Annotated in this window: 29 protein-coding genes; 28 read left to right on the top strand and 1 reads right to left on the bottom strand. The window is 68.3% G+C overall.

Features of this window, described 5'->3' with window-relative positions; all coding sequences use genetic code 11:
- The 19 genes from GVV75_RS05540 (at window position 1) to rpsQ (ending at window position 17,348) form a co-directional block, all read left to right on the top strand.
- Complete coding sequence (locus GVV75_RS05540) at window positions 1-885, top strand: PP2C family protein-serine/threonine phosphatase (RefSeq protein ID WP_159716959.1); 885 nt, start codon at window positions 1-3, stop codon at window positions 883-885.
- A complete protein-coding gene (locus GVV75_RS05535; RefSeq protein ID WP_159813833.1) occupies window positions 882-2,642 on the top strand; it encodes an FHA domain-containing protein in 1,761 nt (586 codons plus the stop codon). The genes GVV75_RS05540 and GVV75_RS05535 overlap by 4 nt, the downstream gene beginning before the upstream one ends.
- A 547-nt stretch (window positions 2,643-3,189) precedes the next feature.
- Window positions 3,190-3,564, top strand: coding sequence for a 30S ribosomal protein S12 (gene rpsL, locus GVV75_RS05530; RefSeq protein ID WP_017177329.1), 375 nt, complete (start codon window positions 3,190-3,192; stop codon window positions 3,562-3,564).
- Entirely contained in the window at window positions 3,564-4,034 is a 471-nt protein-coding gene (gene rpsG, locus GVV75_RS05525; protein WP_006548368.1) for a 30S ribosomal protein S7, read from the top strand. The genes rpsL and rpsG overlap by 1 nt, the downstream gene beginning before the upstream one ends.
- A 142-nt stretch (window positions 4,035-4,176) precedes the next feature.
- Window positions 4,177-6,312 (top strand): elongation factor G, encoded by a 2,136-nt coding sequence (gene fusA, locus GVV75_RS05520; protein ID WP_159524098.1) that lies wholly within the window; start codon window positions 4,177-4,179, stop codon window positions 6,310-6,312.
- 207 nt (window positions 6,313-6,519) lie between these two features.
- Window positions 6,520-7,710, top strand: a complete 1,191-nt coding sequence (gene tuf, locus GVV75_RS05515) for an elongation factor Tu (protein ID WP_159524097.1) — start codon at window positions 6,520-6,522, stop codon at window positions 7,708-7,710.
- A 649-nt stretch (window positions 7,711-8,359) separates the two neighbouring features.
- Window positions 8,360-9,994, top strand: a complete 1,635-nt coding sequence (locus tag GVV75_RS05510) for a SpaH/EbpB family LPXTG-anchored major pilin (protein ID WP_159813831.1) — start codon at window positions 8,360-8,362, stop codon at window positions 9,992-9,994.
- A gap of 224 nt (window positions 9,995-10,218) precedes the next feature.
- Complete coding sequence (locus GVV75_RS05505; RefSeq protein WP_159813829.1) at window positions 10,219-11,700, top strand: class C sortase; 1,482 nt, start codon at window positions 10,219-10,221, stop codon at window positions 11,698-11,700.
- A gap of 374 nt (window positions 11,701-12,074) precedes the next feature.
- Window positions 12,075-12,383, top strand: a complete 309-nt coding sequence (rpsJ, locus tag GVV75_RS05500; protein ID WP_005987219.1) for a 30S ribosomal protein S10 — start codon at window positions 12,075-12,077, stop codon at window positions 12,381-12,383.
- An 11-nt stretch (window positions 12,384-12,394) separates the two neighbouring features.
- On the top strand, window positions 12,395-13,063 hold the full coding sequence (gene rplC, locus GVV75_RS05495; protein WP_159524094.1) for a 50S ribosomal protein L3: 669 nt from the start codon (window positions 12,395-12,397) through the stop codon (window positions 13,061-13,063).
- Between the two features lie 4 nt (window positions 13,064-13,067).
- The gene (rplD, locus tag GVV75_RS05490; protein ID WP_159524093.1) at window positions 13,068-13,718 is read left to right on the top strand and encodes a 50S ribosomal protein L4; all 651 of its coding nucleotides are present in this window, start codon (window positions 13,068-13,070) and stop codon (window positions 13,716-13,718) included.
- On the top strand, window positions 13,715-14,020 hold the full coding sequence (rplW, locus tag GVV75_RS05485) for a 50S ribosomal protein L23 (protein WP_159524092.1): 306 nt from the start codon (window positions 13,715-13,717) through the stop codon (window positions 14,018-14,020). Before rplD ends, rplW begins: the two co-directional genes overlap by 4 nt.
- Before the next feature lie 27 nt (window positions 14,021-14,047).
- Complete coding sequence (rplB, locus tag GVV75_RS05480; protein ID WP_159524091.1) at window positions 14,048-14,884, top strand: 50S ribosomal protein L2; 837 nt, start codon at window positions 14,048-14,050, stop codon at window positions 14,882-14,884.
- Window positions 14,885-14,896: 12 nt separating this feature from the next.
- A complete protein-coding gene (gene rpsS, locus GVV75_RS05475; protein WP_009748893.1) occupies window positions 14,897-15,175 on the top strand; it encodes a 30S ribosomal protein S19 in 279 nt (92 codons plus the stop codon).
- Window positions 15,176-15,206: 31 nt separating this feature from the next.
- Complete coding sequence (gene rplV / locus GVV75_RS05470; protein ID WP_073451442.1) at window positions 15,207-15,584, top strand: 50S ribosomal protein L22; 378 nt, start codon at window positions 15,207-15,209, stop codon at window positions 15,582-15,584.
- Window positions 15,584-16,396: a 30S ribosomal protein S3 gene (gene rpsC, locus GVV75_RS05465; RefSeq protein ID WP_159524090.1), complete on the top strand. Its 813-nt coding sequence runs from the start codon at window positions 15,584-15,586 to the stop codon at window positions 16,394-16,396. Before rplV ends, rpsC begins: the two co-directional genes overlap by 1 nt.
- Window positions 16,397-16,399: 3 nt before the next feature.
- Window positions 16,400-16,819: a 50S ribosomal protein L16 gene (rplP, locus tag GVV75_RS05460; RefSeq protein ID WP_017177315.1), complete on the top strand. Its 420-nt coding sequence runs from the start codon at window positions 16,400-16,402 to the stop codon at window positions 16,817-16,819.
- Window positions 16,819-17,064, top strand: a complete 246-nt coding sequence (gene rpmC, locus GVV75_RS05455) for a 50S ribosomal protein L29 (protein WP_017177314.1) — start codon at window positions 16,819-16,821, stop codon at window positions 17,062-17,064. Before rplP ends, rpmC begins: the two co-directional genes overlap by 1 nt.
- Window positions 17,061-17,348 (top strand): 30S ribosomal protein S17, encoded by a 288-nt coding sequence (gene rpsQ, locus GVV75_RS05450; RefSeq protein WP_017177313.1) that lies wholly within the window; start codon window positions 17,061-17,063, stop codon window positions 17,346-17,348. The genes rpmC and rpsQ overlap by 4 nt, the downstream gene beginning before the upstream one ends.
- Window positions 17,349-17,475: 127 nt before the next feature.
- Here rpsQ and GVV75_RS05445 read toward each other — a convergent pair whose 3' ends face one another.
- A complete protein-coding gene (locus GVV75_RS05445; RefSeq protein WP_159813827.1) occupies window positions 17,476-18,570 on the bottom strand; it encodes a hypothetical protein in 1,095 nt (364 codons plus the stop codon).
- A gap of 364 nt (window positions 18,571-18,934) precedes the next feature.
- Here GVV75_RS05445 and rplN point away from each other — a divergent pair, with 364 nt between their 5' ends.
- From rplN to rpmD, 9 genes are read left to right on the top strand one after another with little or no spacing between them, the layout of a single operon-like run.
- The gene (gene rplN / locus GVV75_RS05440; protein WP_159524085.1) at window positions 18,935-19,306 is read left to right on the top strand and encodes a 50S ribosomal protein L14; all 372 of its coding nucleotides are present in this window, start codon (window positions 18,935-18,937) and stop codon (window positions 19,304-19,306) included.
- A gap of 2 nt (window positions 19,307-19,308) precedes the next feature.
- A complete protein-coding gene (rplX, locus tag GVV75_RS05435; protein ID WP_159524084.1) occupies window positions 19,309-19,653 on the top strand; it encodes a 50S ribosomal protein L24 in 345 nt (114 codons plus the stop codon).
- Window positions 19,653-20,210 (top strand): 50S ribosomal protein L5, encoded by a 558-nt coding sequence (gene rplE / locus GVV75_RS05430; RefSeq protein ID WP_159524083.1) that lies wholly within the window; start codon window positions 19,653-19,655, stop codon window positions 20,208-20,210. Before rplX ends, rplE begins: the two co-directional genes overlap by 1 nt.
- Before the next feature lies 1 nt (window position 20,211).
- Window positions 20,212-20,397 carry a type Z 30S ribosomal protein S14 gene (locus GVV75_RS05425; protein WP_017177308.1) on the top strand — a complete coding sequence of 62 codons (186 nt, stop codon included), beginning with the start codon at window positions 20,212-20,214 and terminating at the stop codon, window positions 20,395-20,397.
- Between the two features lie 58 nt (window positions 20,398-20,455).
- Window positions 20,456-20,854, top strand: a complete 399-nt coding sequence (gene rpsH / locus GVV75_RS05420) for a 30S ribosomal protein S8 (RefSeq protein ID WP_017177307.1) — start codon at window positions 20,456-20,458, stop codon at window positions 20,852-20,854.
- A 23-nt stretch (window positions 20,855-20,877) separates the two neighbouring features.
- Complete coding sequence (gene rplF / locus GVV75_RS05415) at window positions 20,878-21,417, top strand: 50S ribosomal protein L6 (protein WP_159524082.1); 540 nt, start codon at window positions 20,878-20,880, stop codon at window positions 21,415-21,417.
- A 2-nt stretch (window positions 21,418-21,419) separates the two neighbouring features.
- The gene (gene rplR, locus GVV75_RS05410; protein WP_159524089.1) at window positions 21,420-21,794 is read left to right on the top strand and encodes a 50S ribosomal protein L18; all 375 of its coding nucleotides are present in this window, start codon (window positions 21,420-21,422) and stop codon (window positions 21,792-21,794) included.
- A 34-nt stretch (window positions 21,795-21,828) separates the two neighbouring features.
- Window positions 21,829-22,533, top strand: coding sequence for a 30S ribosomal protein S5 (rpsE, locus tag GVV75_RS05405; RefSeq protein WP_159524081.1), 705 nt, complete (start codon window positions 21,829-21,831; stop codon window positions 22,531-22,533).
- A complete protein-coding gene (gene rpmD, locus GVV75_RS05400; RefSeq protein ID WP_017177303.1) occupies window positions 22,533-22,736 on the top strand; it encodes a 50S ribosomal protein L30 in 204 nt (67 codons plus the stop codon). The genes rpsE and rpmD overlap by 1 nt, the downstream gene beginning before the upstream one ends.
- Window position 22,737: the final 1 nt, after the last annotated feature.

Genomic DNA, 22,737 nt, shown 5'->3' with positions numbered 1-22,737 from the left:
ATGCGGCGAGCAGGCGAGACGGGGGCGAGCGCCGACGAGATCCTCCTGGAGCATGGCGCCGCCACCGATACCGGCCTCATCCGCAGCCACAACGAGGACTCTTACCTCGCCGCCCGTCCTGTCTTTCTCGTCGCGGACGGGATGGGCGGCCATGAGGCCGGGGACACGGCCTCCAAGACGGCCCTGGCGGCCTTCGCCCCGTGCGTCGGCGCCCCTGAGATCACCGGCGACGCGCTCGTGGAGTGCCTGGGGCGCGCCGCGCGCGACGTCGACGCCCTCGGCGCTGGCCGCGACCCCCTCAGGGGCCTCCCGGGCTGCACCCTAAGCGGCGTCGTCGTCACGAGCGTCGATGGGCGCCCCTGCCTGCGGGTCATCAACATCGGGGATTCCCGGACCTACCGGATGACGCCCGACGGCGTCGAGCAGATCACGGTGGATCACTCGGAGGTCCAGGAGCTCATGGCCTCCGGCCAGCTCACCGAGGGGCAGGCGCAGGCCTCCCCGCGCCGCCACGTCATCACTCGCGCGCTGGGCGCGGGCATCGGCCCCGTGGCCCTCGCCGATCACTTCCTCATCCCCGCGCGGGTAGGCGACCGGCTCATCGTGTGCACCGACGGCATTAGTGGTGAGATAGATGACGATTCCCTCGCAGAGATCATTCACCGAGGCCAGGGGCCTCAGGAGACGGCGGATGCGCTGATCACCACTGCCCTGGGGGCTGGTGGTAAAGACAATGCGACAGTTATCGTCATTGACGTTACCCATGTTCCGCCCGCTGCGCCGGACGCGGCGACGGACGTGGACAGTTCGACGATCCCGTCGGCGAAGCACGACACGCTGCCCCGAGCGCGGGAGCAGCACAGCAACAAGGAGTACCCCTCATGAGGCACGCGCAGAGCATCCCTGGTCATGCCGCCGCCCTCCACATCCCTGGATCGACCCGCACCGCCATCTGCGAGCGCGGCCTCGCCGCCGTCGCCTCCGCCCCCGGCGGTCAGGCCTCCGTCGAGGACGTCCCCCGGCTCTGGGCCTCGATGCTCGATGGCGCCCCCCTCATCGATCTCCTTCACGGGCTCATGGACACCCACGGAGGCAGCGTCTTCGACCTGCCCGAGTTCGTCGTCGCCGTCCTGGAGGATGGCGAGTTGACCGCGGCCGTTCGCGGAAGCCTCAAGCTCATCGTCGACACTGACGAGGGCATGCGGACGATCTCCGCCCCCGAGGTGCTCGCCTGGGAGGAGGTCCGCCTGCGCGGCGTGCGCGGCATCGGCCTGGAGCTCACCGACTCTGGTTCCGCGGACACCGCCCCGCTGCCGGTGGCCTCCGGCGTTGTCGCGGCGTCCTCCGTCGCCCTGGGCTCGCTGGCCGAGGGCTCTCGGAAGTCATCGAGGTCGGAGGCCCCGTCCTCCGACGACGAGGAGGCTGGACCAGCGGGTTCCGCTGGTACCACTGACAACTCTGATTCTTCCGCTTCCTCCGCCGCCACTGAGGCGGGAACCGCTGACCCCGCGGCCGACGCCGAGGCCGCTCAGGGCCGCGGCCGCCGCGCCGCCGCCCCGGCCCCCGCCGGGGACCCCTCGCAGGCCGACCTCGCCGAGATCGACGCGATCGTCGGGATCCCCTCCCGAGCCGGAGCCACGGGCCCCATCCGGGGCAAGGATGCCGCCGCGGACCCGCGGCCCGCCCTGAAGGGCGCTCCCTCCGTGAAGTCCCCGGTGCTCTCCGCCACCGGGTCGCCCGAGGACGCCGTCATCAGCCGGTGGCAGGCCGAGCGCCGCTCCAGTGCCGATGACGAGGCGGTCCCCGCCGCCGGGCAGGCGCGGTCCGATGCCGCTGAGCCGATCGCCGCCGTCGAGCCCATCAGCGCCGACGACGTACCCGCCGCCAACGACCTGTCCGAGTTCACTCGCGCCGCCAAGCGGCTTGAGGCCTATGCGGAGGCCGAGATCGCCGCCACCGCGGAGCCCACTCCGGTCCTGCCGATCCCCGTCCAGACCGGCGGGGCCGTCGGTGAGCAGGCCGCGGAGGCCTGGTCGCATGACGGGCAGACGCTCACCAACATGCCCGTGGAGGGGCCGTCGGGCGATGGGGGGGCCGCCGAGCACTCGTCGCAGGCGGTTCGCGCCGTCGCGGCGACGGGCGCCCCGTCCCCCGCCACCGCGCGCGAGGACGAGGCCGTCCCGGAGAACGCCGTCAAGGTCCTCGCCGCGTTCTGCGCCGAGGGTCACCCGAACCCGATCCACGGCCCGCACTGCCGGGTGTGCGGCGGGGCGCTGACCAGCCGCACCGGGCATGTCAACCGGCCCGTGCTCGGCATGCTGCACGCCTCCGACGGCACCGTCCTGCCCATCGACGGGGACATCATCATCGGGCGTGTGCCCAAGTCGGACGCCCCGGAGGGCGATCCTCAGCCGCGCCTCATGGCGGTCATCAGCCCCTCGAAGGCGATCTCCAAGTCGCACTGCGCGGTGCGGCTGGATGACTGGGACCTGAGCGTGGAGGACCTGGGTTCCACGAACGGCACGATCCTCATGCGGCCCTCCGAGCCCCCGCGCCGCCTCACCCAGCACCAGCGGGCGCTGCTGCGCGCGGGCGACGTCATCGACCTGGGCGACGGCGTCTCGGTCCTCGTCGAGGCCTGATCCCACCGAGACCGGTCGAAAACAGGCGCGAGACCGGTCGAAAACAGGCGCGAGACCGGTCGAAAACAGACGCGAGACCGGTCCGCTGTCCACAGGAGTGGTGCGTGCTAGTCCCGTGCCGGTTGGGCAGTGCGTGCGCGACCGGTCTCGCTCGTAATAACGACCGGTCTCGATCGTAATAACGACCGGTCTCGCTCGTGAGGGGGCGTGGCGAGGATCATGCGGCGGCGGGAGCCGCCGGCCTGGCCCAGGTGGCGCCGCCCGGGTACCGTGTCCCCTGGTGCCCGCATGCGGGCTCCGATCTCCATTCCGTTCCCAGCGGGAGGGCACGGCGGCATCTCGCCTCGCCCCTCGCCACGCGGGTCTGCCGCGGCGGGAACCGACGGGTCCTCCCCGCGCCCCAGTGGCCGGAGGGCTCCGGGCGTCCGAGGGCCGTGCCCCGGGCGGGCCGGCCTCGCCAGTTGGCGGTGCGCGTCGTCGCGGACCGGGGGCGGGGCCGGTGAGGGCAGCAGCACAGTCAGCATGCACTCAAGATGGAGAATCCGTAGTGCCTACGATTCAGCAGTTGGTCCGCAAGGGCCGCTCGACCAAGCGCTCCGCGTCCAAGACGCCCGCGCTGAAGGCCAGCCCGCAGCGTCGTGGCGTGTGCACCCGCGTGTACACCACGACCCCCAAGAAGCCGAACTCCGCCCTCCGGAAGGTCGCCCGTGTGCGCCTGTCCTCCGGCATTGAGGTCACGGCCTACATCCCCGGCGAGGGGCACAACCTCCAGGAGCACTCGATCGTGCTCGTCCGCGGTGGTCGTGTGAAGGACCTTCCCGGTGTCCGCTACCACATCGTGCGCGGCGCTCTCGACACCCAGGGTGTCAAGAACCGCCAGCAGGCACGCTCCAAGTACGGCGCCAAGAAGGAGAAGAAGTAATGCCTCGTAAGGGCCCCGCCCCGAAGCGCCCGCTCGTCGTCGACCCCGTCTACGGCTCCCCGGTCGTCACCCAGCTCGTCAACCGCGTCCTCCTCGATGGCAAGAAGTCGACGGCGGAGCGCATCGTCTACGGCGCCCTCGAGGGCGTCCGCGCCAAGACGGACCAGGACCCGGTCTCCGTGCTCAAGCGCGCGCTGGACAACATCCGCCCGGCCCTTGAGGTCCGCTCCCGCCGCGTCGGCGGCGCGACCTACCAGGTCCCGGTCGAGGTGCGCCCCAACCGCGCCACCACGCTGGCCCTGCGCTGGCTGGTCGACTTCTCCCGGCAGCGCCGCGAGAACACCATGACCGAGCGCCTCATGAACGAGATCCTCGACGCCTCCAACGGCCTCGGCGCCGCGGTCAAGCGCCGCGAGGACATGCACCGCATGGCCGAGTCCAACAAGGCCTTCGCGCACTACCGCTGGTAAAGCCCATCGTCGGCTGGGGCGGGGCCCGACGGCGCCCGCCCGCCGCTCGCGGGAGCCAGTCCCGCGGGGGCCCTCCGGCGGGCCACCGGGCCCGCCCCGGCCGACGCGAATCCACAGATCTCTCGAACGAAGGACACCACACGTGGCACTCGACGTGCTGACCGACCTCACCAAGGTCCGCAACATCGGCATCATGGCCCATATTGATGCCGGCAAGACGACCGTGACGGAGCGCATCCTCTTCTACACGGGTATCAACTACAAGATCGGCGAGACCCACGACGGCGCCTCGACGATGGACTGGATGGAGCAGGAGCAGGAGCGCGGTATCACCATCACCTCCGCCGCCACCACCTGTTTCTGGAAGAAGAACCAGATCAACATCATCGACACCCCCGGCCACGTGGACTTCACGGTCGAGGTCGAGCGCTCCCTGCGCGTGCTCGACGGCGCCGTCGCGGTCTTCGACGGCAAGGAGGGCGTGGAGCCCCAGTCCGAGACGGTGTGGCGCCAGGCGGACAAGTACAACGTCCCGCGCGTGTGCTACATCAACAAGATGGACAAGCTGGGCGCGAACTTCGACTTCTCCGTCCAGACCATCCGGGACCGCCTCCACGCCACCCCGATCGTTATCAACTTCCCCATCGGCGCCGAGAGCGAGTTCTCCGGCCTGGTGGACGTCCTGGAGATGCGGGCGATCCGCTTCCCCGAGAAGGACGCCGATGGCAAGGAGACCCGCGGCTCCGTCGTCGAGTACGAGGAGATCCCCGCTGACCTCGTGTCCAAGGCCGAGGAGCTGCGCGCCGAGCTCGTCGAGACGGTCGCCGAGGCCGACGACGCCCTCATGGAGAAGTACCTGGAGGGCGAGGAGCTCAGCGTTGCCGAGCTCAAGTCCGGCATCCGCAAGCTGACCATCGCCGGCAAGGCCTTCCCGGTGCTGGCCGGCTCGGCCTTCAAGAACAAGGGCATCCAGCCTGTTCTCGACGCCGTGCTGGACTACCTCCCCTCTCCGCTGGACGTCCCGGCGGTCGAGGGCCACAAGCCCGGCAATGAGGAGGAGGCCGACTCCCGCCCGGCCGACGCTAAGGCCGATTTCTCCGCCCTGGCCTTCAAGGTCGCCACGCACCCCTTCTACGGCAAGCTCGTGTACGTCCGCGTCTACTCCGGCAAGGTCGCGCAGGGCGAGCAGGTGCTCAACGCCACCAAGGGCAAGAAGGAGCGCATCGGCAAGCTCTTCCAGATGCACTCCAACAAGGAGAACCCGGTGGAGGTGGCCTCCGCGGGCCACATCTACGCGTTCATCGGCCTCAAGGATGTCACCACCGGTGACACCCTGTCGTCGCAGAGCGCCCCGATCATCCTGGAGTCCATGACCTTCCCGGACCCGGTCATCCACGTGGCCATCGAGCCCAAGACTAAGGGCGACCAGGAGAAGCTGGGCGTGGCCATCCAGAAGCTCTCCGAGGAGGACCCGACCTTCACCGTCCGCTTGGACGAGGAGACCGGCCAGACCGTCATCGGCGGCATGGGCGAGTTGCACCTGGATGTCTTCGTGGACCGCATGCGCCGCGAGTTCAAGGTGGAGGCGAACGTCGGTAACCCGATGGTCGCCTACCGCGAGACCATCCGCAAGAAGGTGGACAAGGTCGAGTACACCCACAAGAAGCAGACGGGTGGCTCCGGCCAGTTCGCCAAGGTGCAGATGTCGTTTGAGCCCCTGGAGGTCGTCGAAGCCGCCGAGGGCGAGGAGAAGGCCCACTACGAGTTCGTCAATTCCGTCACCGGTGGCCGCGTGCCCCGCGAGTACATCCCCAGCGTCGACGCCGGCGTCCAGGACGCCATGCTCACCGGCGTCCTGGCGGGCTACCCGATGGTGGACATCAAGGCGACCCTCATCGACGGCGCCTACCACGAGGTCGACTCCTCCGAGATGGCCTTCAAGATCGCCGGCTCCATGGCGTTCAAGGAGGGCGCGAAGAAGGCCAGCCCGGTCATCCTTGAGCCCATCATGGCTGTCGAGGTCCGTACCCCCGAGGAGTACATGGGCGACGTCATCGGCGACCTCAACTCCCGCCGCGGCATGATCCAGTCCATGGAGGACGCCGTTGGCGTGAAGGTGGTTCGCGCTAACGTGCCGCTGAGCGAGATGTTCGGCTACGTTGGTGACCTGCGGTCCAAGACTCAGGGCCGCGCGGTGTACTCCATGACCTTTGACTCCTATGCCGAGGTGCCGCGCAACGTTCAGGAGGAGATCGTCGCCAAGGCGAAGGGCGCCTGAGTCCTCGGCCCCGCACGGGGCCCCATGAGCCCGGGGGCCGGACTGATCCGGCCCGGTCCCCGGGACTGCTCGGGCCGTTCGGCGCCGAGCTCGCATTCCAGTAAGATTTCCAACAACCATCCTGTAGTGGCTCTGGCAGGGGGACCGGCTAGCATGTGTTAGTCGAATCCCGACGAAGAGCACTACCCGAGTCCCAGGAGGACACCAGTGGCCAAGGCCAAGTTCGAGCGGACCAAGCCGCACGTCAACATCGGAACGATCGGTCACGTCGACCACGGCAAGACGACGCTGACCGCCGCGATCTCCAAGGTTCTGCACGACGAGTACCCGGAGCTCAACCCCTTCACCCCCTTCGACGAGATCGACAAGGCTCCCGAGGAGCGCCAGCGCGGCATCACGATCAACATCGCGCACGTCGAGTACCAGACCGACAAGCGCCACTACGCGCACGTCGACGCCCCCGGCCACGCCGACTACATCAAGAACATGATCACCGGTGCCGCCCAGATGGATGGCGCGATCCTCGTGGTCGCCGCCACCGACGGCCCGATGGCCCAGACCCGCGAGCACGTTCTGCTCGCCCGCCAGGTCGGCGTCCCCGCCCTCCTCGTCGCCCTCAACAAGGCCGACATGGTGGAGGACGAGGAGCTCCTCGACCTGGTTGAGATGGAGGTCCGCGAGCTGCTGTCCTCCCAGGACTACGACGGCGACAACGCCCCCGTGGTCCGCGTCTCCGCGCTCAAGGCCCTTGAGGGCGACGCCGAGTGGGCCGCCAAGATCAAGGAGCTCATGGACGAGGTCGACACCTTCATCCCGACCCCCGAGCGCGACATGGACAAGCCGTTCCTCATGCCCATCGAGGACGTCTTCACCATCACCGGTCGCGGCACCGTCGTCACCGGCCGTGTCGAGCGCGGCAAGCTGCCGATCAACTCCGAGGTCGAGATCCTCGGTATCCGCGAGGCCCAGAAGACCACGGTCACCGGTATCGAGATGTTCCACAAGCAGATGGACGAGGCCTGGGCCGGCGAGAACTGCGGTCTGCTCCTGCGCGGTACCAAGCGCGAGGACGTCGAGCGCGGCCAGGTCGTCTGCAAGCCCGGCTCCATCACCCCGCACACCCAGTTCGAGGGCCACGTCTACATCCTGACCAAGGATGAGGGCGGTCGCCACAACCCCTTCTACTCGAACTACCGTCCGCAGTTCTACTTCCGGACCACGGACGTCACCGGCGTCATCACGCTGCCCGAGGGCACCGAGATGGTCATGCCCGGCGACACCACCGAGATGAGCGTCGAGCTCATTCAGCCCATCGCCATGGAGGAGGGCCTCGGCTTCGCCATCCGTGAGGGTGGCCGCACCGTTGGCTCCGGCCGCGTCACCAAGATCATCAAGTGATGATCGCTGCGTGAGCAGCCGCTCTTCTTGAGCATCCGGTTCCCCCGGCACTTCTTGCGAGTGCCGGGGGAACCGCTTTTTCTCTAGGGCGGCGGCTCCTTCTCGCAGCGCCAGGAGCGCCAGTAGGCGATAGCAGCGTGCCGGGAGCGTCAGTAGGCGGCAGCAGCGCGCCGGGAGGGTCCAGGAGCGCCCGTGAGCGTCAGTAGGCGGTAGCAGCGCCTGGGAGCGCCAGCAGCGCTCGGGAGCGCCTGGGAGCGCCCGGGAGGGGGAGAGGGCGGCGGGAGGAGGGCTGTGAGGGCTTCGGACGGCACCGCAGCCGTGGGGAGCGTTTCGTCGGCGACTAGGCGAGGCCACGAGACGGGCTCCCACGACGATGAGAGATCGGATCGCAATCGTCCCGGGACTCTTGCGAGCCTGTGAGCGGATATGCTCCATCCTGATAGTCCCAGTTCTGAGCTGGCGCTTGTCCGGCGTTGAAGAGGTGGGTTGATCGAACGGTTACTTGATCCCAGGGTCGGTTGCTGCCGGCTCCTTCCACGAGTTTCCGACATTCTTGGCGCACGGGCCTCTCGTATGAGAGCCCACGCGATGCTCCCAAATCGTGGCGCCTGCCCATCCCCGGGCACATCCTGAAAGGAAGTCACCACCCATGCGTGCGACACGCTTATCCCGAAGAGCGCTTGGCGTTGCCGGCGTTCTTAGCCTGGGCCTTTCCGGCCTTGGCGCCACGGCCCTGGCTGCTCCCTCCGGGCCTGGCAACATCGACTTCGAGCATACTGGAAAGCTCATCATCCACAAGCACGTTCAGTCTGGAACCGCTACTCCCGGCACCGCTGACGGGACGGTAACCGGTGACAAGGGCGCGCCGGTCGCGGGGGTGAAGTTCACCGCTTACAAACTGGAGGCCGACCTTAAGGACCAGGACACATGGACTACACTGTCCAACCTGGCGGTGCCGAGCGACGCCTGTGGATCTGACTTCAGGACCCCCGCGAACAGTGTTGGCATCCTGAAGGTTAAGGCTGCGGATCGTTTCGAGTCTGGCGCCACGGACGCCACGGGTAAGGCCAACATTGACAATCTCGCGGTGGGCGCTTACCTCGTCTGTGAGACCGAGGCTCCTGCGAATGTCGTGGAGAAGGCGGCCCCCTTCGTCGTGACCGTTCCCTTCCCCAACACCAAGGAAAATGAGAAGAACGGCGCTGCGCCGAACAGCAACGGCCAGTGGATCTACGACGTCAATGTCTACCCGAAGAACGTGGTGGTCGACGCTCCGGTCAAGAAGGTCAATGTGGTCTCCTACGGTCTCAACGGGGAGGCTCAGGTTGAGTTCCCGGTGACCGCGACTGTTCCGAAGATTGGCGCGACCAGCTCCTTCAAGTATTTCATGATCTCGGACCCGATGGATGTGAACTACACGTCGCCTGCCGTGAAGGATGGCTCCGTGACCATCGATGGCACCCCAATCGATCCGGCCTGGTACAAGGCTACGGTTACCGGCAACGAGGTCAACATCTCCTTTACTCAGGCTGGTCTGGAGAAGTTGAAGGAAAAGCCTGGAAGCGTCATTTCCGTCACCTTCACTGCGAAGACGCAGTCGGTTGCTGCCGCCATCAACAACCAGGCGAACCTCTACGTCGACACCATTCCGCACACCATTCCTCCGGCGAACCCGCCGACCACTCCTCCCGCTGGCGACCCTCCCGTGCCCTCCAACAAGGTTGTCACCGCCTGGGGCGCCGCGTCCCTGCTGAAGCAGGACAAGCAGAGCAAGCAGGCGCTTCAGGGGGCGACCTTCGAGATCTACAACGCGAAGAACCCTTGGGCGGACTCCTGCACCACTGATATCGCCGAGAACGATCCGAATACCACCATCGATGAGTCGGCCAAGGTCACCGTTGATGGCCAGAGTGTCTTCACCACTGATGCCCAGGGCAAGGTCGACATCAAGGGCCTGTTCGTCGACTCGAAGGAGGGGGCCCCTGGCGTTGACAAGGTGGACGTGGACCACACCACGCGCTGCTACGTGCTCAAGGAGACCAAGGCCCCCGCGGGTTTCACCCTTCCGACCGGCGGTGCTGAGTTGACGCCGATCAAGGTTACAGCGGGTCAGCAGACCACCGATAACCAGGTGACGGTCGACAACACCAAGACCACCGTCCCGCAGCTGCCCCTCACGGGTGCGGCGGGCAAGATCCTCATGACGGTTGGTGGCCTGTCGCTTATGGCGATCGCCGTCGGCTTCGTGCTCGTTGCTCGCAAGCGCCGCGTCAACGAGGCCTGATAACCGCTTCGGCGAGGGCGTGACCGCGTCCCACGCCGGGTGGCATCAGCCCTTCAACCACGCATGAGGTGGCGGGGAGGCACCAGCCTCCCCGCCACCTCCGCGCGTCGCGCCCATGCCATCGCCCCGATCCTCCGCCCAGCCGGCCCTCCAATCGGCCAACCACCGGCCCATCGATCCCCCCCGCGCCCCCCTTATCCCACCCACCAGGAGCCCGAGCCGCCATGAGCAGCACCACTGGCACAGCTGACGCCGCACGCGACATCCACAGCCCCAGCGGCCCCGATCGCCTTGGCAGCGCGGACGCCCCCGGCAGCGCGCCCACCGCCCCGGGCGCCCCCGCCACGCGCTCATCCAAGCGCCGCTGGCGGCTCCGCATCATCAACCTCATCCCCGCCGTCCTCGCCCTGGTCGGACTCGCGCTCTTCTCCTACCCCAGCGTCGCCTCCTGGATCAGTCAGTACAACCAGTCCAAAGTCGTCGCCAATTACGAGGAGCAAGTCGATAACGCCAAGCCCGCCGCCGACGAGCAACTCTCCCAGGCCCACTCCTACAACGACGCCCTCTCCTCTGGCGCCGTCCTGGAGGCCAACACCAACCTGCCCACCGGCGCTGGCGAGCACCCCGACGAGTCCCCGGACTACAACAAGATCCTCTCCGCCAACGCCGTCGGCCTCATGGGGCGCCTGCGCATCCCCACCATCGACCTCGACCTTCCCATCTACCACGGCACCTCCGACCAGGTCCTCCTCGCCGGCCTCGGCCACCTCCAGGGCACATCCCTGCCCGTGGGCGGCAAGGGCACGCGCTCCGTCATCACCGGCCACCGCGGCCTCGCCAACGCCACCATGTTCAACAACCTCGACCGCGTGGGAGTCGGGGACACCTTCACCCTTGAGGTCTTCGGCGAGGTCCTCAGTTACCAGGTGATCGAGACCAAGGTCGTCGCCCCCGAGGAGACGGAGTCCCTGCGGGCCGACCCCGACCGCGACCTCGTCACGCTCGTCACCTGCACGCCCCTGGGCATCAACACTCACCGCATCCTCGTTACCGCCGAGCGCATCACCCCCACCCCTGCCGGAGACCTCGCCGCCGCTGGCGCCAAGCCCGAGGTCCCCGGCTTCCCCTGGTGGGCGGTCTGGATCACCTGCGGCGTCATCGCCGTCGGCCTCTACCTCTGGCGCACCGGCTACTCGCCCAAGGCCGCAGCCGCCAACGGCGGTGGCGACGACAACGGCCCCCGCCCCGGCGTGAAGGCCCCCGACGACGGGCATGACCCGGACGGCGCAGCGGCGCGTGGCGAGACGACCGCCGCCGAGGGCTACTGGACCGGCCCCCGGATAAGCGCGACCATGGCGGGCGCACTCAGCACCGCCAGCACCGCCAGCACTGCCGCCGTCGGCACCGCCAGCACAGCGTCTGCTCCCGCTGGCAGCACTGCCAGCACTGCCGCCGATACCAGTGGCGGCGCGGGCGAGGATGCCGGAGCGACGCCCGCGCAGATCGGCGTCCACAGCGCGATCTCCCTGCGCAACGCCGTCACGCCCGAGGACCCCGATCCCGGGCCGCCTCCCGGCCTGGACAGGGGCTGGTCCGCGCTCTCGCCCGAGGAGATCCGATGGGCGCCCCTGGCCCCGAATCACGCCGGCGCATCGAGGGGTGCCATCGCGCCGCCGCAGCGCGCCCCTCAACTCACGATTCGGTGACGACTGCGGCAGGCGCGTGCCGACGGGTCCCGGCGCCGCCGGAGCGCGACACGCCCGAGCGCGTGGGGCGGTGGTCGGTCTCACAGTCTTGGCCCCGCTCTCAGGTTGACCGGCCCGCACCCCGCCCTGATAGCGTTGGTCAGCCGCTGGGCCCTGGCCCTGCCGCCGCGCTCGTCGCGGTGGCGCCCGCCAGTCCCGGCAGTCACCTCCCGGGGTCGCCCCGGGAACCAGTCTGACGGAGCCGATCATCGATCGGGTTTCCGTGTGTCCAGACCGGCCCGCCCTCCCTCAATAGAGAGCCTCGTGGAGCGTCGCGCTTGCGACACGCCCGAGCGCGTGGACCGGTCGCCCGAAAGTAAGAGAGGTTAGGCGCCATGGCGGGACAGAAGATCCGCATCCGGCTCAAGTCCTACGACCACGAGGTCATCGACTCCTCGGCGCGCAAGATCGTCGACGTCGTGACCCGCGCTGGCGCGACGGTCGTGGGCCCGGTGCCGCTGCCGACCGAGAAGAACGTGTTCTGCGTCATCCGGTCGCCCCACAAGTACAAGGACAGCCGCGAGCACTTCGAGATGCGCACGCACAAGCGGCTGATCGACATCATCGACCCGACGCCGAAGGCCGTTGACTCGCTCATGCGCCTCGACCTCCCGGCCGATGTCAACATCGAGATCAAGCTCTGAGGACCATCGCCATGACTACGCTTAACAAGCCGGCAGCCGCCGCGCCTGCCAAGGCGCTCCTCGGCACCAAGCTCGGCATGACGCAGATCTGGGACGAGAACGGAGTCCTCCGCCCCGTCACGGTCGTGCGCGTCGACTCCAACGTCGTGACCCAGGTCCGCACGGTCGAGACCGACGGCTACGAGGCCGTCCAGCTCGCCTTCGGCGAGATCGACGAGCGCAAGGTCACCAAGCCCCTCGCCGGCCACTTCGCCAAGGCCGGGGTCGCCCCCCGCCGCCACGTGGCCGAGCTGCGCACCTCCATCGCCTCGGAGTTCACCCCGGGCCAGGAGCTCGGCGCGGACATCTTCGAGGTCGGCCAGCTCGTCGACGTCACCGGCACCTCCAAGGGCAAGGGCTTCGCGGGTGTCATGAAGCGCCACGGCTTCAAGGGTGTCTCCGCCTCTCACGGCGCGCACCGCAACCACCGCAAGCCCGGCTCCGTCGGCGCCTGCGCCACCCCCGGCCGCATCTTCAAGGGCCTGCGCATGGCCGGCCGCATGGGGCACGCCACCACCACCGTCCAGAACCTCAAGGTCCGCGGCATCGACGTCGAGAAGGGCTACCTCCTCGTCGGCGGCGCCGTCCCGGGCCCCAAGGGACAGGTCGTCGTCGTCCGCACGGCCGTGAAGGGAGCCTGAGACCATGGCTGAGAACCAGACCCTCACCGTCGCGATCGTCGACTCCAAGGGCGCCAAGAAGGGCACCGCCGAGCTCCCCGCGGAGATCTTCGACGTCGACCTCAACATTCCGCTTATGCACCAGGTCGTCGTGGCCCAGCTCGCCGCGGCCCGCCAGGGCACCCACGCCACCAAGACCCGCGGCATGGTCCGCGGCGGTGGCAAGAAGCCCTACCGCCAGAAGGGCACCGGCCGCGCCCGCCAGGGCTCCACCCGCGCCCCCCAGTTCGCCGGCGGTGGCACCGTCCACGGCCCGCAGCCGCGCGACTACACCCAGCGCACGCCCAAGAAGATGAAGGCCGCCGCCCTTCGCTCGGCCCTGTCGGACCGCGCCCGCAACGGCCGCGTCCACGTCATCACCGAGTTCGTCACCACCGAGACGCCCTCCACCAAGTCGGCCCTCGGCGCGCTGCGCAACCTGACGGACCGCAAGGCCCTCGTCGTCGTCACCCGCGAGGACGACCTGAGCCGTCTGAGCCTGCGCAACGCCCCCGAGGCGCACGTCCTGTGGGCCGACCAGCTCAACACCTACGACGTCCTGGTCAACGACGACGTCGTCTTCACTTCCGCTGCCCTGGACTCGTTCCTGGGCAAGGGCGAGGAGGAGTCCAAGTGAGCCTTGAGAAGTCCAAGAACCCCCGCGACATCATCATCGCGCCGGTCGTCTCCGAGAAGTCCTACGCCTGCATGGACCGTGGCCAGTACACGTTCCTCGTGGCGCCGAACTCCAACAAGACCGAGATCAAGATGGCCATCGAGTCCATCTTCAACGTCAAGGTGGACTCGGTGAACACGGCCAACCGCAAGGGCAAGACCCACCGCACCCGCACCGGGCTCGGTAAGTCCAAGGACACCAAGCGCGCGATCGTCACGCTGCGCGAGGGCAGCATCGACATCTTCGGCGACGTGGCGAACTGACACGGACACGGAAGGTAAAGGATCGACATGGGAATCCGTAAGTACAAGCCGACGACGCCGGGTCGCCGCGGCTCCTCCGTGGCCGACTTCGTCGAGATCACGCGCAGCGAGCCCGAGAAGTCCCTCGTTCGCCCGCTCCACAAGACCGGTGGTCGCAACAACAACGGCCGCGTCACCGCCCGCCACAAGGGCGGCGGCCACAAGCGCGCCTACCGCGTGATCGACTTCCGTCGTCACGACAAGGACGGCGTGCCCGCCAAGGTCGCTCACATCGAGTATGACCCTAACCGCACCGCGCGCATCGCCCTCCTGCACTACCGCGACGGCGAGAAGCGCTACATCATCGCCCCGAACAAGCTCTCCCAGGGCGACATCGTCGAGGCCGGTCCGAACGCGGACATCAAGCCCGGCAACAACCTCGCGCTGCGCAACATCCCTACCGGTACCGTTGTGCACGCCGTCGAGTTGCGCCCCGGCGGCGGCGCGAAGATCGCCCGCTCCGCCGGCACCTCCGTCCAGCTCGTCGCCAAGGAGGGCAAGTACGCCACGCTGCGCATGCCCTCCGGTGAGATCCGGATGGTCGAGGTCGCCTGCCGCGCCACGGTCGGCGAGGTCGGCAACGCCGAGCAGTCCAACATCAACTGGGGCAAGGCAGGCCGCATGCGCTGGAAGGGCGTCCGCCCGACCGTCCGCGGCGTCGTCATGAACCCGGTGGACCACCCGCACGGTGGTGGTGAGGGCCGCACCTCCGGTGGTCGCCACCCCGTCTCTCCGTGGGGCAAGCCCGAGGGCCGTACCCGTCGTCCCAACAAGTCCAGCGACCGCCTCATCGTGCGTCGTCGTCGGACCGGCAAGAAGCGCTGATAGGAGCCTGATATGCCGCGCAGTCTGAAGAAGGGTCCCTTCGTCGACGACCACCTGCAGAAGAAGGTGGACGCCCAGAACGAGAAGGGCACCAAGAACGTCATCAAGACCTGGTCCCGTCGTTCGGTCATCACGCCGGACTTCCTCGGACACACTTTCGCCGTCCACGACGGCCGGAAGCACGTCCCGGTCTTCATCACCGAGTCCATGGTGGGCCACAAGCTCGGCGAGTTCGCCCCGACCCGCACCTTCCGCGGGCACGTCAAGGACGACCGCAAGTCGCGCCGCTGACGCGCGGAGAGTTGAGAGGCAAAGAAGAACTATGGAAGCTAAGGCGCAGGCCAAGTACGTGCGCTGCACGCCGATGAAGGCTCGCCGCGTCGTGGACGTCGTCCGCGGCAAGCGCGCCGTCGAGGCCGTCAACGTGCTCCGTTTCGCCCCGCAGGCCGCTGCCGTGCCGGTGCGCAAGGTCATCGAGTCCGCGATCGCCAACGCCCGGTTCAAGGCCGAGGCCGCGGGAGAGCGGTTCGACGAGAACGATCTGTTCATCACCGAGGTGTTCGCCGACGAGGGCCCGACCCTCAAGCGGTTCCGCCCGCGGGCCCAGGGCCGCGCGAGCCGGATCCTCAAGCGCACCAGCCACATCACCGTTTACGTCGGCGACCGCGCCGACACCGCACGCAAGGAAGGAGCCCGGTAATGGGGCAGAAGGTCAACCCGACCGGGTTCCGCCTGGGCATCACCACGGACCACCGTTCGCGCTGGTTCGCGGACTCGACAAAGCCCGGTCAGCGCTACCGCGACTTCGTTGAGGAGGACGTCAAGATTCGCCGCCTCATGGCCGATGGCATGGAGCGGGCCGGCATCTCCAAGGTCGACATCGAGCGCACGCGCGACCGCGTCCGCGTCGACCTGCACACGGCGCGCCCGGGCATCGTCATCGGTCGCCGCGGCGCCGAGGCCGAGCGCCTGCGCGGCTCGCTGGAGAAGCTCACCGGCAAGCAGGTCCAGCTCAACATCCTTGAGGTCAAGAGCCCCGACCTGGACGCCCAGCTCGTCGCCCAGGGCATCGCCGAGCAGCTCGCCAGCCGCGTGTCCTTCCGCCGTGCGATGCGCAAGGGCATGCAGTCCGCCCTGCGCGCCGGCGCCAAGGGCATCCGCGTCCAGTGCTCCGGCCGTCTCGGCGGCGCGGAGATGAGCCGCTCCGAGTTCTACCGCGAGGGCCGCGTGCCGCTGCACACCCTGCGCGCGAACATCGACTACGGCTTCTACGAGGCCAAGACCACCTTCGGCCGTCTCGGCGTCAAGGTGTGGATCTACAAGGGCGACCTCACCGAGCGTGAGTTCGCCCGCCAGCAGGCCGAGTCCGCCCCGCGCGGCCGTGGGGGGCGCTCCGGCGACCGCCGCGGCGCGCGACGCGGCGAGCGCGGCGCGCGTCAGGGCGGCGAGCAGCAGGTCGAGCAGGCGCCGGCCACCGAGAAAGCTGCCGCCACGCAGGGAACGGAGGCCTGAGCCGTGCTCATCCCCCGCCGGACCAAGTTCCGCAAGCAGCACCGCCCGCACCGCTCGGGCATGTCCAAGGGCGGCAACCAGCTCGCCTTCGGTGATTTCGGCATCCAGGCCCTTGAGCCCGCCTACATCACCAACCGCCAGATCGAGGCGGCCCGTATCGCCATGACCCGCCACATCAAGCGTGGCGGCAAGGTGTGGATCAACATCTTCCCGGACCGCCCGCTGACCAAGAAGCCCGCCGAGACCCGCATGGGTTCCGGTAAGGGCGCCCCGGAGTGGTGGATCGCCAACGTCAAGCCCGGCCGCATCATGTTCGAGCTCGGGGGCGTCCCCGAGGAGCTCGCCCGTGAGGCCATGCGCCGCGCGATGCACAAGCTCCCGATGAAGACCCGTTTCGTGACTCGTGAGGGTGGTGACGTCTGATGGCTATCGGATCCCAGGGGCTGACCCCCGCCGACCTCGACGGCATGGACAACGAGCGCCTCGCTGAGGAGCTCACCAAGGCGAAGGCCGAGCTGTTCAACCTCCGGTTCGCCTCGGCGACCGGCCAGCTCGAGGACCACGGCCGGCTCAAGGCGGTGCGTCGCGACATCGCCCGTATCTACACCATCGTGCGCGAGCGTGAGCTCGGCATCCGTACCGCTCCGAGCAGCCAGGAGTCCAAGTGAGCGAGCAGACCACCAGTACCGAGGCCGCCCCCGAGCGCAACCAGCGCAAGGTCCGCCGCGGCTACGTCGTCTCCGACAAGATGGACAAGACCATCGTCGTCCTCGTTGAGGAGCGCTACAAGCACTCCCTGTACGGCAAGGTCATCCGTCGGTCCAAGAAGGTCAAGGCCCACGACGAGAACAACACGGCCGCCGTCGGCGACCTCGTCTCGATCATGGAGACCCGTCCGCTGAGCGCCACCAAGCACTGGCGCCTCGTGGAGATCATCGAGAAGGCCAAGTGACCTCCCGCTGATCAACAGCATCACGACGCCGCGGCGCCCGCACCCAGCGGGCCGCCGCGGCGCCGTCGTCCCCCGAGCGAGACCGGTCGAAAATAAGAGCGAAACCGGTCCGACGGGAGGCCGGCCATCAGAACACGGGCCGCAGGCCCCCGGATTGACGCTCATGGGTGGTCAGCAGCGCCGTGATTGGAGGAGCGTCGCGCGCCGACGGCGGCAGCGCGTCCCAGATGCGGCGCACCGCCGCGCGGGCGTCCCTCAGATCCTCGGGAGTCAGCCGCAGCATGTCGAAACCGGCGTCGCGGATCGCCTCCTCCCGGGCGGCCCGGCGCCGCAACTCGCCGTCGGGATCCTCCGCGAGCTTCACCTCGCCGTCGACCTCCAGGAGAAGACGGATGAGCAGCCACCCGAGATCCGCGAAGTACGCGCGACCGTCGGCCCCGCGCACGGCCAGCTGCACCTGCGGGGCGGTGATGCCCGAGGCCAGGCACAGGCGCCGGGCCTCGGACTCCCACACCGACTGGCTCATCGCGGTCGCGGCGAGCACGACCGCCTGGGCGCGCCGATAGCCCCGCTGACCCGTCCACTCCTCCAACCGCGCGAGCAGCCGACGCCGCAGCCGGGCGCACGCCGCCTCGATCCGGCGCCGGTGATCCCACGGGCGCTCGCCCGCGCCCACCGCGACGGCGAAGAGGGAATCGACGACGGCCAGCGCGCGATCGGGCTGAAGGAAGCGGGCGCAATCGAGGATCGTGCGCTCCAGGCCGGTGACCCGCAGCCCGCCGAGGTCGACGACGTCGCGCTCGTCCAGCGGCATGTGGTGACGCACGATCGGCCTGGCCTCGAGGAGCCGACGGCGCTCGGCCCGCGAGGCGTCGCGCGATGAGACCCGCCCGGGGTGGCGCGGGCCCGATATGCGCCGGAGACCGCCGGGCTTCCAGGAGGTCACGAGATGGATCGTATGAGCCTCGGACAACGCTCTCGCCCCGTGGATGCGCGCGGCGGCCTCCTGGCAGACGACGCCGTTAAGCCCCTCCGCGCCACAGGACTCGATGATCGCCTCCCTCGCTCGGGAGCATGTGCGCCAGTGGGGCTCGTCCGGGTCGGTGCGGATCACGGTCCCGCGGCGTATCGCCTGGATCGCGCCGGTCTCGCGATCCGACTGGGAGCCCAATGCGCTGGGGTGGGGGAGGGGGATGTGGTTGAAATCATCGGTGGTGTGCATCTCTCAAGCGTCGCCGCTGAGGCTCGCTCATGAAAGGGGGCTGGGAAATCTGTGGAAAACCGACCGGTCTCGCTCGTGATTTCGACCGGTCTCGGTGGGAGGGGGAGGCTGGTGAGGAAGGGCACAGGGGCCTGAGGGGGCCTGTGGTATCCGGCGCCTTAGGCGCTGCACTAGGCTGGGAGAGTTGCGTGCGCCCTCGGCGCGCCCATCAGAGACCCCGCGCTCCTGCGCCTGTGTCTGATGGGACCCACGCCTCGTGGACTCCTCCCGCCCCCGGGCCGGGGGAGCAGCGCGCAAGAACGCCAAGAACGTTCGGCAAGGCTCGGGGGGACCCGAGAACCGGCTCGACGAAGGAGAACACCCTATGATCCAGCAGGAGTCGCGACTGAAGGTCGCCGACAACACCGGTGCCAAGGAGATCCTGTGCATCCGTGTGCTCGGCGGCTCGGGTCGGCGCTATGCGGGCATCGGCGACACGATCGTCGCCACTGTCAAGGACGCGGTCCCGGGCGGCAGCGTCAAGAAGGGCGACGTCGTCAAGGCGGTCGTCGTCCGCGCCCGCAAGGAGCGCCGTCGTCCGGACGGCTCGTACATCCGCTTCGATGAGAACGCGGCCGTCATCCTCAAGAACAACGATGGGGAGCCGCGCGGCACGCGCATCTTCGGCCCCGTCGGCCGTGAGCTTCGCGAGAAGAAGTTCATGCGCATCGTCTCGCTCGCCATGGAGGTGATCTGAATATGGCACGCATCAAGAAGGGCGACCAGGTCATCGTCATCGCGGGCAAGGACAAGGGCAAGACCGGCCGCGTCCTGGAAGTGATCAAGGACACCGATCGCGTCGTCGTCGAGGGCGTCCAGCGCGTCACCAAGCACGTCAAGGTCGGGCAGTCCGCCCAGGGTGCCCGCACCGGCGGCATTGAGACCGTCGAGGCCCCGATCCACATCTCGAACGTGATGCCGATCGACCCCCAGACCAAGAAGCGCACCCGCGTCGGCTTCCGCGTTGAGGAGGGCGTGCGGCCCAACGGCCGCAAGCGCACCGTTCGCGTCCGCTACGCCAAGGCGAGCGGGAAGGACCTCTGATGAGCGACAAGATCACCCCCCGTCTCAAGACCAAGTACGCCGAGGAGGTGCTCCCCGCCCTCCGCGAGGAGTTCAAGCACTCCAATGTCATGGAGATCGGCCGCATCTCCAAGGTCGTCGTCAACATGGGTGTGGGCGAGGCCGCTCACGACTCCAAGATGATCGAGGGCGCCGTTCGCGACCTGGCCGCCATCACCGGCCAGAAGCCCCAGATCACGAAGGCCCGCAAGTCCATCGCGCAGTTCAAGCTGCGCGAGGGCCAGCCGATCGGCGCGCACGCCACGCTGCGCGGCGACCGCATGTGGGAGTTCCTCGACCGCCTCATCTCGATCTCGCTGCCCAGGATCCGCGACTTCCGCGGAATGAGCCCCAAGCAGTTCGATGGCAACGGCAACTACACCTTCGGTCTCACGGAGCAGGCTGTGTTCCACGAGATCGACCAGGACTCGATCGACCGCGTCCGTGGCATGGACATCACCATCGTGACCACGGCCAAGACCGATGAGGAGGCCCGCTCGCTGCTCGCGCGGCTCGGCTTCCCCTTCAAGGAGAAGTGACATGGCGAAGACCGCTCTCATCCAGAAGGCGAACCGGAAGCCGAAGTTCGGTGTTCGTGCCTACACGCGCTGCCAGCGCTGCGGCCGCCCGCACTCGGTGTACCGCAAGTTCGGCCTGTGCCGTATCTGCCTGCGGGAGATGGCCCTTGGTGGCGAGCTCCCCGGCGTGAGCAAGTCCAGCTGGTAAGAACTTACGTCGCAGGTCCGACGAGGAAACCACGACGAGGAAGGGCCAAGGCCCACTCATGACTATGACAGACCCGATCGCAGACATGCTGACCCGTCTGCGCAATGCAAACAGCGCCTACCACGACACCGTCTCGATGCCGTCGAGCAAGCTCAAGGTCAACATCGCCGCGATGCTGAAGACCGAGGGCTACATCGCCGACTACGAGGTCACGGACGCCGAGGTCGGCAAGACGCTCACGCTGAGCCTCAAGTACGGAGCCAACCGCCAGCGGGCCATCCAGGGCCTCAAGCGGATCTCCAAGCCCGGCCTGCGCGTCTACGCGAAGTCCACGAACCTGCCCAAGGTCCTCGGCGGCCTGGGGGTGGCCATCCTGTCCACCTCCTCCGGCCTCCTGACCGACCGCCAGGCTGAGAACAAGGGCGTCGGCGGGGAAGTCCTCGCCTACGTCTGGTGAGAGAAAGGAACGGAGGGAACACCATGTCGCGTATTGGACGACTCCCCGTTCCGGTTCCCGCCGGAGTGGACGTCACGATTAACGGCAACGAGGTGACCGTCAAGGGCCCCAAGGGCACCCTGAGCCGCGTCATCTCCGCGCCCCTGAGCGTGACCAAGCAGGATGACGGCACGATCCTCGTGACCCGTCCCAACGACGAGCGCCGCTCGCGCTCGCTCCACGGCCTGTCCCGCACGCTCATCAACAACATGGTCATCGGCGTCACCGAGGGCTTTGTCAAGAACCTTGAGATCGTCGGGACCGGTTACCGCGTCGCCGCCAAGGGCTCGGCCATCGAGCTCTTCCTCGGCTTCTCGCACACCGTCGTCGTCGAGCCCCCCGAGGGCATCACCTTCACGGTGGACGGAAACCTGAAGCTCGCCGTCTCCGGCATCTCCAAGGAGCAGGTCGGCGAGGTCGCCGCGAACATCCGCAAGATCCGCCCGCCGGAACCCTACAAGGGCAAGGGCGTGCGCTACGCCGGCGAGAACGTGCGCCGCAAGGTCGGAAAGGCTGGTAAGTGACCATGGCTTACTCGATCAAGAGGGGCAAGTCCAAGGCGATCGCCCGCAAGATCCGCCACCAGCGCGTGCGCAAGCACGTCAATGGCACGCCCGAGCGGCCGCGCCTCGTCGTCACCCGCTCCAACCGCCACATGGTCGCCCAGGTCATCGACGACACCATCGGCCACACCCTGTGCTCCGCCTCGACCCTCGAGGAGGCCTGCAAGGGTGTCGAGGGCCACAAGGTCGGGGCCGCCCGCAAGGTCGGCGAACTCGTTGCCGAGCGCGCCAAGGCCCTGGGCATCGAGGCGGTCGTCTTCGACCGCGGTGGAAACAAGTACCACGGCCGCGTCGCCGCCGTCGCTGACGGCGCCCGCGAGGGCGGCCTGGCGCTCTGAGCGCTGAGACGACGAGAAAGCAAAGGAGAATCTGATGGCTGCACCGCAGCGAGACAGGTCCGCGTCGTCCGACGGCTCGGCCCGCAACGACGAGAACCGTGGCGAGAGCCGCGGCCGTCGTGACCGCAATGACCGCCGTGACCGCAACTCCGGCCGCGGCAACGACGACAAGTACATTGAGCGCGTCGTCACCATCAACCGCGTGTCCAAGGTCGTCAAGGGCGGCCGCCGCTTCACCTTCACGGCGCTGGTCGTCGTCGGTGACGGCGAGGGCACGGTCGGAGTCGGCTACGGCAAGGCGAAGGAGGTGCCCGCCGCGATCGCCAAGGCCGTGGAGTTCGCGAAGAAGAACTTCTTCCGCGTCCCGATGATCCGCCGCACCATCCCCCACCTGGTTCAGGGAGAGGACTCCGCCGGAGTCGTCCTCCTGCGCCCGGCCTCCCCCGGAACCGGTGTTATCGCCGGCGGCCCGGTGCGCGCCGTGCTGGACTGCGCCGGCATCCACGACATCCTGTCGAAGTCGCTCGGCTCCTCGAACGCGATCAACATCGTCCACGCGACGGTCGACGCGCTCAAGAAGCTTGAGCAGCCCGAGACGGTTGCCGCCCGCCGCGGTCTTCCCCTGGAGGACGTCGCCCCGCAGTCCATGCTGCGGGCCCGCGCCGAGGGAGAGGCTGAGAAGCGCGCCGAGGCGGAGAAGAAGGAGGCCGAGAAGGCCGCTGAAGGAGTGGAGGCGTGATGGCTGACACCAAGACCGCGAGCACGAAGCAGCTCAAGGTGACCCAGGTCCGCTCCGGCATCGGTGGCACCCACCGCCAGCGCGAGACCCTTAAGTCCCTCGGCCTGCGCAAGATCCGCCAGTCCACTGTTCGCGAGGACACCCCCACCGTGCGCGGCATGATCGCGACGGTGCACCACCTCGTGACCGTTGAGGAGGTCTGAG

Origin of the sequence: Actinomyces sp. zg328 (genome assembly GCF_009829635.1) — a bacterium.
In the GTDB taxonomy this organism is placed as follows: domain Bacteria; phylum Actinomycetota; class Actinomycetes; order Actinomycetales; family Actinomycetaceae; genus Actinomyces; species Actinomyces marmotae.
Note: the sequence above shows the minus strand (reverse complement) of the source record. Positions and strands in the feature narration are given on the sequence as shown.